Origin of the sequence: Pseudoalteromonas sp. NSLLW24, assembly GCF_015864725.1 — a bacterium.
Lineage (GTDB): Bacteria > Pseudomonadota > Gammaproteobacteria > Enterobacterales > Alteromonadaceae > Pseudoalteromonas > Pseudoalteromonas arctica.
This window is the reverse complement of sequence record NZ_JADYWQ010000018.1, coordinates 86046-96394: the sequence shown is the minus strand read 5'-3', so window position 1 is coordinate 96394 and position 10349 is coordinate 86046. Positions and strand designations below refer to the sequence as shown.

9 protein-coding genes and 1 pseudogene are annotated in these 10349 nt (G+C 40.9%); 2 read left to right on the top strand and 8 right to left on the bottom strand.

The genetic code is table 11. The features are described from left to right. Positions 1-418: 418 nt before the first annotated feature. Together I6E72_RS16595 and I6E72_RS16590 are read right to left on the bottom strand one after the other, a co-directional pair. Positions 419-964, bottom strand: a complete 546-nt coding sequence (locus I6E72_RS16595) for a DUF7010 family protein (RefSeq protein ID WP_197113230.1) — start codon at positions 962-964, stop codon at positions 419-421. A 55-nt stretch (positions 965-1019) separates the two neighbouring features. After that, positions 1020-1424: a hypothetical protein gene (locus tag I6E72_RS16590; protein ID WP_007375644.1), complete on the bottom strand. Its 405-nt coding sequence runs from the start codon at positions 1422-1424 to the stop codon at positions 1020-1022. A 278-nt stretch (positions 1425-1702) separates the two neighbouring features. Between I6E72_RS16590 and uvrA the strand changes: the two genes are divergently transcribed. After that, positions 1703-4255 (top strand): excinuclease ABC subunit UvrA, encoded by a 2553-nt coding sequence (uvrA, locus tag I6E72_RS16585; RefSeq protein ID WP_197113227.1) that lies wholly within the window; start codon positions 1703-1705, stop codon positions 4253-4255. Between the two features lie 120 nt (positions 4256-4375). Here uvrA and I6E72_RS16580 read toward each other — a convergent pair whose 3' ends face one another. Continuing rightward, positions 4376-5263, bottom strand: a complete 888-nt coding sequence (locus tag I6E72_RS16580; protein ID WP_197113224.1) for a haloalkane dehalogenase — start codon at positions 5261-5263, stop codon at positions 4376-4378. A 179-nt stretch (positions 5264-5442) separates the two neighbouring features. Between I6E72_RS16580 and I6E72_RS16575 the strand changes: the two genes are divergently transcribed. Continuing rightward, positions 5443-5955 (top strand): MarR family winged helix-turn-helix transcriptional regulator, encoded by a 513-nt coding sequence (locus I6E72_RS16575; protein ID WP_197113221.1) that lies wholly within the window; start codon positions 5443-5445, stop codon positions 5953-5955. A 72-nt stretch (positions 5956-6027) separates the two neighbouring features. Here the strand turns inward: I6E72_RS16575 and I6E72_RS16570 are convergent, their stop codons facing one another. The 5 genes and pseudogenes from I6E72_RS16570 to I6E72_RS16550 form a co-directional block, all read right to left on the bottom strand. Continuing rightward, entirely contained in the window at positions 6028-6216 is a 189-nt protein-coding gene (locus tag I6E72_RS16570; protein ID WP_442960308.1) for a DUF2798 domain-containing protein, read from the bottom strand. 288 nt (positions 6217-6504) lie between these two features. Next, positions 6505-6777, bottom strand: coding sequence for a DUF2798 domain-containing protein (locus I6E72_RS16565; protein ID WP_231620581.1), 273 nt, complete (start codon positions 6775-6777; stop codon positions 6505-6507). An 80-nt stretch (positions 6778-6857) separates the two neighbouring features. Continuing rightward, positions 6858-7475, bottom strand: coding sequence for a LysE family translocator (locus I6E72_RS16560; RefSeq protein ID WP_197113218.1), 618 nt, complete (start codon positions 7473-7475; stop codon positions 6858-6860). Positions 7476-7546: 71 nt separating this feature from the next. Beyond that, positions 7547-7774, bottom strand: a pseudogene (locus I6E72_RS16555) (alpha/beta hydrolase family protein); the annotation flags it as partial. Positions 7775-7822: 48 nt separating this feature from the next. After that, the gene (locus I6E72_RS16550) at positions 7823-10285 is read right to left on the bottom strand and encodes a S9 family peptidase (RefSeq protein WP_197113215.1); all 2463 of its coding nucleotides are present in this window, start codon (positions 10283-10285) and stop codon (positions 7823-7825) included. Positions 10286-10349 lie beyond the last annotated feature (64 nt).

Here is a 10349-nt window from a genome sequence, read left to right as displayed (position 1 = left end):
AGTGTATTCATTACTTACCTCCAAATATGGGATAACCCCAAGGTAAGTGTGGCTCAAATGGTCAGAATAGGATCTCCGCGTAGCGGCTTAGTTCAACATCTTTATAAGAGGACACTTTCCCTATTTTAGCGTGAAAACGTCCTTGTTTTATGAACTTATATTAATAGCAAATAGCGTAAACTATTGCCAACTATAAATATTATGCTTAATGTAACTTATTTAAACATGCAAAAAAGAGGAAAGTTTACTGCTAATCCTACTAAGTTGAGGACGACTCACCTGAATGTCTGCTGATCGCTCTAAGCCGACTAATGAATACATGCAATTTGCAGATACTCAATACTTTAAAAGTCTTTGCTATATTATCAAGCTGAAGAGTAACTCCAACAGCACACTATTTTGCTATTATTGAAGCTGGTTATTCTGTTTTTAAAACCATACCTTTCGATTGGGCAAATATTACTAGCGAAAATACTATTTCGGTTATCCCGCCAATAAAAGCGCCGATTACAAAATTGGCATTTAATACAATACACAACATGCCAGAAAACATAAGCGAAGCACCTAAAATCCAGTACACTTTCATGCCATATAAAGTGTTGAAAACTAAATAGCGAACACCAATTATCATCAGCATTATTGAATAAAACCATTCAGCTTGAAGTTTTGCTACATAAAACGCTAAAAACAAACCAACAAATAAAATAATAGTGCTTTCTAAGGCCAATTTACCTAATGGGTTTTTAGGGTCATGATTGCCAGAGCGTTTAAGCGCTTTTGAAAGTAGCATGGCTAAAGGATGTATAAACATACCACCACAAAACAAAGTAAGCATACTCGATTGATTTGAATGCAGTAATGCGACAAAGCCAGCTATACACCAAACCAAGCCAGACACTAATACACCGGTTCCACCACCGAAGTATGCGAGGTTCATATTTTGTTGCGCATCTTCAAACTTCATAAAAATCCTTAATTTTAGAAATATCCCTAATTTAATATTATCGCATCGTTATTAGTTACAAATCGTTACTCGAATACACACTTAAAATAGGGAACTTATAATCGGCAAACGATACAGTTACCGATTGTGTTTCGTTGCCTTTAAAACCGAGTTTAAATTCCATTGGCATGAATCGGCTGCCGTCAGCAAAAAGTGCAAGTAAGTGCTCCTCGCCTAATTCTCGATTGCCCGACGATAAGTTAGTTAGCGTTATAACAGCCCAGCGTTCGCCCTCTTCATTGCTCATTAATACATAATTAACGATTTTAAAATCCCCTTTTTTAGGGGTTATGTTGCTATCGTTTGCAAACGATAAGTGCATGCTATTTGGTACTGCACGGTCAACATTTAGCGCTTTGATAGAGTCGGCTTGGGTTGCCCACGAAAGCACCAATAAAATGATCACTAAGGCTTTATTCACTGTTAGTTCCTTTTAATTACCTAGTAAAATACCTAGTAAATTACCTAATAAATTAAGTAACAAATAACATAACAATAACTGTTTAAATTATATTCGCATTCCATACCTATTATGTAAACAAACAATCATCGCCATTTTATCCAGCGCTTTGGCTGCGCCACTACAGACTAAGCGCTCATTCAGTGTGCTTGCGCTACTTTGGGATAATAACGAGTGATAAGAGTAAATAATTAAAGCTAACTTAAAGTAAAAGCGCGATTAAACAGGAGTATAAACGTATGGCAAGCACACATAAAAACTCAACAATGGATTTATCTGATCCCAGTAACAGCATTCAAGTAAGAGGGGCGCGCGTTCACAACTTAAAAAATGTAGACGTTGATTTACCTCGTAACGCATTGGTTGTTTTTACCGGAATATCGGGCTCAGGAAAATCGTCGCTTGCGTTTGGAACGCTGTTTGCTGAGTCGCAGCACCGTTACCTTGATTCGGTATCGCCATACGCACGTAGGTTAATAGATCAAGTTGATGAGCCCGATGTTGACTCTATTGAAGGGCTACCGCCTGCCGTTGCTTTGCAGCAGCAACGAGGGGCACCGTCGGTTCGCTCATCAGTTGGTAGCATAACAACTATTTCTAACGCGCTACGCATGCTTTACTCTCGTGCTGGCGATTACCCAGCTGGGCAGAGTATTCTGTATGCCGATGCGTTTTCGCCAAATACGCCACAAGGTGCGTGCCCAGAATGCTCAGGAATAGGCCGAGTGTTTGAAGTAACCGAAAAGCTACTTGTGCCAGATGATACAAAAACTATTCGCCAGCGCGCTATTCAAGCGTGGCCACCAGCATGGCAAGGTAAAAATTTAAGCCGAATTCTTACTTCCCTTGGTTATGACATAGACACGCCTTGGAACAAACTTTCTAAAAAAGCACGCGATTGGATTTTATTTACCGACGAAACACCTACTGTGCCTGTATATCCAGATTACACCTATGAGCAAACACAAAATGCGATAAAAAATAGCGAAGATCCAAGCTACATGGGAACTTTTTCAAGCGCTAAACGCTTTGTTTTACAGTCTTTTGCTACCACACAAAGCCCGCGTACAAAAAAGCGCGTATCGCAGTTTATGCAAATATCGCAGTGCCCTACTTGCCAAGGTAAAAAATTAAAACAAGCATCGTTAAGTGTTAAATTTGCAGGGCTCGATATTGGCGAGCTATCTCAACTTACATTAAACGAGCTTGCTAAAAAACTAAGTAACGCCGCCAATACCAAAGTAAATAAAAATACAAAAAACCCAGAGCAAGCCATTGTTACGCAGCGCATTGCCAGCGATATTCTCACCCGTATTGAAGCACTAACCATGCTTGGTTTAGGGTACTTGTCGCTTGAGCGCACAACGCCAACGCTCTCACCTGGAGAGCTACAACGGTTGCGACTTGCCACACAAATTCGCTCTAAATTATTTGGGGTAGTTTACGTGCTAGATGAACCTTCAGCGGGTTTACACCCTGCAGACACACAAGCACTTTTAAAAGCGCTTGATGAGCTAATAGCGGCTGGCAATTCTGTATTTGTTGTTGAACACGACATTAGCGTTGTTAAACATGCTGATTGGATTGTTGATGTAGGCCCTGATGCAGGTGTGCATGGTGGCGAGATTATTTACAGCGGCCCTGTTGAAGGGTTAAAAAAAATAAAAGACTCGCACACCGGTCGTCACCTTTTTGCTAAAAACACTACTCAAGAGTCTACTCAAAATAGCGCACAAAAAAAGGATCAAAGGCAGCCTAATGCATGGTTAAAATTGGCTGATATTGAGCGTAATAATCTTAAAAAGCTCAATGCAGAATTTCCACTAGGTGTTATGACAACCGTTACTGGGGTTTCGGGCTCAGGTAAATCAAGCCTAGTAAGCCAAGCGTTAGTAGAGCTTGTTTACGAAGCGCTTGGGCAAAAAGTAATACCGGAAGCGCCAACCGACGAAGCCGACTTACTCGAACAAGAGCTGCAAACACACACCAGCGGAAAAATCATTGAAGGTATAAATAATATAAGCCGCCTGATTACCGTCAATCAAAAAGCGATTGGCCGTACCCCTCGTTCAAACTTAGCTACCTATACGGGTTTGTTTGATCACGTGCGTAAACTATTTGCTTCAACTCAAAAAGCGAAAGAGCGCCGTTATGATGCCGGTCGCTTTTCGTTTAATGTTGCTAAGGGTCGCTGTAAAAACTGTGAAGGCGTTGGCTTTGTAAGTATAGAGCTACTGTTTTTACCAAGCGTTTATTCACCTTGCCAAGTGTGTCATGGCAAACGTTATAACGAGCAAACACTTGAGGTTACATATCGTGATAAAAACATAAGCGATATCCTCAATTTAACGGTTGAAGCGGCGCATACCTTTTTTGAAAACGAACCTGCAATACTAAGAGCGCTCGATGCACTTATGCAAGTAGGTCTTGGGTATTTGCGTTTAGGACAACCTGCAACTGAGCTTTCTGGCGGTGAAGCGCAGCGTATTAAATTAGCAACCGAGCTGCAACGTGCGCAGCGCGGTAACACGCTTTATGTTCTTGATGAGCCAACTACAGGCCTGCATCCATCGGATGTATCAATGCTAATGTCGCAGTTAAATAAATTAGTAGATGCTGGCAATACCGTTATTATGGTTGAACACGATATGCAAGTAGCCCGAAATAGTGACTGGGTAATTGATGTAGGACCCGGTGCTGGTGAAGAAGGCGGCTTAATTGTAGCGCAAGGTTCACCCGAAAAAGTGGCAAGCGTAAAGGCGAGTAAAACCGCACCATTTTTACTTAAATAGTTAATGGGTGACGCTTTTAGTTGTATAAAAGCGTCATCTATATATGGTAGTTAACGCTGAAAATAACGGCTTGAGATAGATTAATTATCCAAAGTTCAGGTTTACTAATACATCCCGTTTTTATCTTGGTAACCAATCTGAAATAGCTTTACCTATTTCGTGCGGTGAATCTTCTTGAATATAGTGAATACCGCTTACGGTTACCTCAGTTAAATTTGGCCATGTACGCACAAAGTCTCTTGCGTAACCAACTAAAAAAGCACCCGGTTCAGCATTAATAAATAGCTTTGGAATATCGTGAGAGTTAGCTAAAAAACTCGCATAGCTTTTAACTAAAGCCACGGTATCGGCAGGCTCTCCAGCAATGGGCAGTTGGCGAGGCCCTGCTAAAATTGCACGGCGATCTTCTCCTGCATTTATAAAGGGTCTGCGATACTCATCATGCTCTGCCTGCGTTAATTTGCGTGCAATGGTCGCTGGTAATATTGTTTCAATAAAAAAGTTGTCATTAAGCACCATTTTTTCACCCTCAGCAGAGCGCATAGTGCCAATGGGTCCGTGCAAATCTTTAGGAAAATCGTCCCATGTCGGAAAGTCAGTAACAATTGCTTCCATAAACGCAATTGCTTTTACTGCATCACGATGTGTATTAGCCCAGTTAAAACCAACGCCTGAACCCCAATCGTGCAGCACCAAGGTAACGTTATTATTTACACCCAACGCTTCTAAAAGTGCAAATGTGTATTTGCTGTTTTCAGCAAGTGAGTAGCTGCCCTCATGGGTGTTATCTAACTTTTGTGAATCTCCTAATCCAATCATATCGATAGCAATTAAACGCCCTTTTCCTTGCAAATAGGGCATAACGTTTCGCCAAAGGAAGCTAGATGTAGGGTTACCATGTAAAAACACAATAGGATCACCTTCGCCTTCATCTATGTAGGCCATTTTTTTATCTAATACAGTTTTAAACTTTTTTGTATAACGTAATGTTTCTGAATCATTTTTCATTTAATTATATCGCTTTATTTAACTGATGAGCTGGCGGTAAATCCTCGCTCATCTAATTTGTGTAATATTCGAAGTAGATTAACTAATTTCGAGTTAATATACATGACTGAGTCATACAATAAGTGAGCGCGCTTAATTTGTCACTATATTTATATGATCGAATCACATATAATTAATTTATGAAAAATGAAAAATACATATCAAATTTAATCGGCACGTTTGCTACTTCTGTTTCTAATGACATTGAAAAACAGATTGCTGAATTAGGCGGGCGAAGCCTAAGCCACGAAGCGGCACTGGTCACTATTTACAATCATCCGAATGAAACCATTGATGTACTAAGCAAGGTTTTAGGCTTAACGCATTCTGGTGCAGTTAGATTAATAAATACACTTGAAAAAGAAGAACTTGTAGAAAGGCGAAAGTCAGTAAAAGATGCCCGCTCTGTTGTTTTATGCGTAACGGATAAAGGCAGCCAAAGAGTTGAACTAGTACTAAGCAGCAGAGAAACAGCCACCTCTAAAATACTAAACAACTTTAATGATGAACAAAAACAAAGCTTTTTAAGTTTGATAGAAATAGCACTTGGCAGCCTAACAAGCGAGCAGGTAGAAGCACGTAAAATATGCAAATTATGTAACGAAGGTCTATGCCGTAAACAAGGCTGCCCGGTAGAAAACTCAATTAAGTAACTAATTACTTCATGCATCTGCCCACTATAAACGTATTAAATTATTTGCTTTAATACGTTAACGATCAAAGTGTTAGCTCTTTAAAAAGCGTTCTATTTTAGGTTTTACCGTAACCGACATTATCAGCATTATAGTTAAACCTATTGGTAATGCGGCTAATAACCCTTCAGCCCATCCAGTTACAAATACACGCATATCTGCATAGCCAATATTGTTAGTAGCGGTAACAAACGCCATGATCAGCGCCATAAAAACACTAATAACTAATAACTAAATTACGTTTTAGCTCGCTACTAGGGCGTGTTTATCTTTGTGGATTGAAATTTGTTCAATCTAGGGGCGATTAAATCACGGCGCGAGGTTTGTAACCTAGTGGGCTAAGTAAAAACCGAGCAACAAAGAGTTAATCGTCCCTAGAAAGAACCCAAAGGGCAGCGCATGTTTGCTATTTATGCTGCGTTATCGCCTATTTATGGGGAATAACCACACTACATAGGCTCTGCCTTGCCTAAAAACCAAACACACTGCTGCAAATTCAACCACCAAAGGTCAATACGCCCTAAGTAATAACTTATTAACTAGCTTATGCATTAAGGTCATCATTACAAAACCAACAGGCGCCATAACCAATACCGCACTTATAAACGAGGTAAACCAGTCTGCATAAAAATGTTCTGTAACACCCACATTCACATAAGTCATAATGCCAGTTAGAGTACCGCCGATTAAGGTAATAATACTTACCATAACCAGTATTTTATAAATTACAGGTGTTTTTTTAGGCTCAACCATTAGTGGATTTACTGATACGGGTGTACTCATTTTTGGGCATGCCTTAAGCGTTAAATAGATGACAAAATCAACTATAGCAAATTAATTGATAATATCAACTACTTTTTAAGCTAACCAAAAATAAGCCAAATTCCAACTAATCCCATTAAGCTACCAGCAATACGGTTCATCCATTTTATATTATCGCCACGGGCTAAAAATAAACGTAAGCTTTTACCGCCTGTTGCATAAGCCAACATGCTTAAAAACTCGGTGGTCATTATAACGCCAAGCAATACTAAAAGCTGAGGGGCTACTGCATGCTCAACACTTATAAAGGGCGGTAATAGTGAGATCATAAACGCCCACCCTTTAGGGTTAGCAATTGCGGTTACAAAACCTTGGGTAAATAACGACTTCCGACTTACGTCACTTTGTTTTGAGGTATCAACTGAGATTTTTCCTTTGGCTCGCCACATATTAAAGCCAATATAAATTAAGTACGCACCGCCAACCCATTTTAAAATAGCGAACGCATCTGGGTAATTTAGCATTACGCTTGCAACGCCTAATACCGCAGCTATCGCAACGGTTGCTACGCCTAACAGCTCACCTATCATCATCCATAATGTGCGGCGCACGCCAATGCTCATACCGAGTGTCATGGCAAGGGTCATACACATACCAGGCGTTATAGACACAAAAAAGAACGTAGGAATAAAAACCGCAAGTGCTGCTACATCAATCATTAATTTACTCTCATATTAAAAGCAAAAACGCGGCTATAAGTAGCCGCGCTGTTGCTTACTCATGTTTATTACTATTGCCCAGCACTTACCACGGGTTCAGTAATAACCTCTACTGGCTCTGCTGTATCATTTAACAAATACTTATCTAACCATTGTTCTTGTTCCCACAATACATGTAGTAAGCTTTTACGCGCGCGGTAACCATGTGCTTCGTAAGGGAGCATCACTAAGCGAGCATCTTTACCTAAACCTTTTAGGGCTGCGTACATGCGCTCACTTTGCATTGGGAAAGTGCCGTGAGATTGAGGGTGGATCTTCTTGCACCCCACCCCATATGTAAAAAGCATCTATTGCCCAGTACTTACCATTGGTTCAGTAATGACCTCGACAGGCTTTGCTGTATCATTTAACAAATACTTATCTAACCACTGTTCTTGTTCCCACAACACGTGTAATAAGCTTTTACGCGCACGGTAACCATGTGCTTCATATGGGAGCATTACTAAGCGGGCATCTTTACCTAAACCTTTTAGGGCTGCGTACATGCGCTCACTTTGCATTGGAAAAGTGCCAGAATTAGGATCTTCCTGACCGTGGATCATTAGCATTGGTTCGTTAATTTTTTCAGCGTGAAAAAATGGCGACATATTAGCGTACACACTTTGTGCTTGCCAAAAATCACGCTCTTCTCCTTGAAAACCAAACGGCGTTAATGTGCGGTTATACGCGCCACTGCGGGCAATACCTGCTTTAAATAAATCGCTATGAGCCAATAAGTTAGCAACCATAAATGCACCATACGAGTGCCCTGCTATGGCTATTTTGTTTTTATCGGCAATACCTTTTTTAACCAATACATCAACAGCTGCTTGCGCGCTTGATACTAGCTGCTTTCTAAAGTTATCGTTTGGCTCACTGCCATCAATACCCACTATTGGCATTTTAGGGTCGTCAAACACGGCAATCCCTTTGGCAAGGTAAGGCATAGGACCCCAATAACCGATGTAGGTAAATGCATAAGGCGACTCACGAACTTGTGATGCTACGGCTTTATCTTTGTATTCAAGTGGGTAAGCCCACATAAGCACAGGTAACGGGCCTTGTGTTTTATCGTACTCTGGTGGTAAATAAAGCGTGCCCGAAAGCTCAACACCGTCATCTCGTTTATAACGTAATTGCTCTTTAGTTACGCCTTTAAATGCAGGATACGGATGCTCAAATGTCGTTAATTGCGTTAGCGTGTCGTTATCTAAATTGCGTATAAAAAAGTTAGGTTGCTCAGTTTTAGATTCACGAATAGTAATAAATCGCTCACCTTCGTCGTCAAGCAGTGCGCTTACACGCTCGTAGTATGGCGCTTCTGATTGCCATAAACGCTTGCTGCTATTTGTTTTAACATCGTATTGATCTAAAAACGGCACATTACCTTGCTCTGAAGCACCATTACCGCGCAGGTAAATATAACGCCCGCCTACAATTTTAATCACGTTTGCGCCTAAATCGTTGCGCTCGTAAATTGCATTACCTGGATCTTTATACGCGTCGTTGTAACTACGCTCTGAAAACAAAACGCGGTTTCTGTCGGCATTTCGTGGCTGTACTATGTAAGTACGTACTTGGCGATCGCTAAAGCGCCAGTCTGTCAGCATGGCTACGTTTTCGTTGCCCCACTCCATTCCTGCATAACGGCGTTCTACTTTGGCAAATAATTTAGGCTCGCGTTTAAATGGTGCACGCAAGCTGTATACATAATCATGATGCTCAACGTCAGTTTTCATGTCGCCGCCATCTTGCGCCTCGGCCCAAATAACTTCAGCGCCCTGATCGGCTCGCCATTCAAAATTACGGCGGCCTGTGCGTACACTGTCATAACCTTGTGGAATGTTATCGGCAAGTGGTTGTTTTGCCAGCTCTGCTAATGCATAGCCGCGCATGCCCCATATTTGCCACGTGCTTGCAAAGCGGCTGTAAGGCACTTGATACGAAAACGGCTCATTAATACCGGCGACTAATATATTGGTAGAATCAGGTGATACCGAAAATGATTTAAATAAAGAAGGGCTACCTATTGCTTGAGTATTACCATCAAGCGTTACGTAAGCCAATTGCCCTTGGCCGTAAAATTTAAATTGTGATTCATCAAACGGGCTTGTTAATAAATTTTGGTAAGTACGTGCAGGCGCTTTTTCGCCAGTACTTTGTTGAATAACAGGCACTACATTTTGGCTGTTATTTTCAAGCCTTGGCTTGCCAAAGTTAACAGCGAGGTTTGCAACAATGGCGCTGCTATCTGGCAGCCATTTATATGGTGATGCAGTTAGTACCGAATTTAATGCAGCGCTAGTTAACTCTTTTGCTTGTTTAGTTTCAACGCTGTAAAGCCATAAATTGGCTTGGGTTGGTTGCTCAACAATAAAGGCTAAATATTTACTATTAGATGACCATTTAGGTGAGCGAATAATGCCACTAGGTAAGTTGTTAATGCTAATAACTGATCCGCTTTGAACATGCTTTAGCTCCACGGCACTAAATTTGGCACTCACACGAGAGCGCGAAAAATTAGCGGGGTTTAGCTTAATACCAGCAAGCTTAAGCTCTTCTTTTGCAAGTTCATCAAGGGTTACTACACGTTTGCGTTCAAAAAGCGCTAGCCACTGACCATCGCTCGATAAGTAACTAGTGGGTGCTAACTTAGCGTCAACCAATGCTGCAAGTTCAGGTGATGGGGTTTGATATCCCTGCTCGGCGTAACTTGTTGGTACTAATGCCGCACAACAAATAAAGGCAACTAACAACCTAAAAGCGCTCATGTTTTTATCCTTTTGTTATTTTTTACTCTTATAGGCGTATATAAACACGTTTTGCTTTGTTCAT

What these genes read in the sequence shown, in the direction of transcription:
- I6E72_RS16550 (WP_197113215.1), bottom strand. Translation starts at nt 10,285, where the DNA reads ATGAGCGCTTTTAGGTTGTTAGTTGCCTTTATTTGTTGTGCGGCATTA.
- I6E72_RS16580 (WP_197113224.1), bottom strand. Translation starts at nt 5,263, where the DNA reads ATGAAAAATGATTCAGAAACATTACGTTATACAAAAAAGTTTAAAACT.
- I6E72_RS16575 (WP_197113221.1), top strand. Translation starts at nt 5,443, where the DNA reads ATGAAAAATGAAAAATACATATCAAATTTAATCGGCACGTTTGCTACT.
- I6E72_RS16560 (WP_197113218.1), bottom strand. Translation starts at nt 7,475, where the DNA reads ATGATTGATGTAGCAGCACTTGCGGTTTTTATTCCTACGTTCTTTTTT.
- I6E72_RS16595 (WP_197113230.1), bottom strand. Translation starts at nt 964, where the DNA reads ATGAAGTTTGAAGATGCGCAACAAAATATGAACCTCGCATACTTCGGT.
- I6E72_RS16565 (WP_231620581.1), bottom strand. Translation starts at nt 6,777, where the DNA reads ATGAGTACACCCGTATCAGTAAATCCACTAATGGTTGAGCCTAAAAAA.
- uvrA (WP_197113227.1), top strand. Translation starts at nt 1,703, where the DNA reads ATGGCAAGCACACATAAAAACTCAACAATGGATTTATCTGATCCCAGT.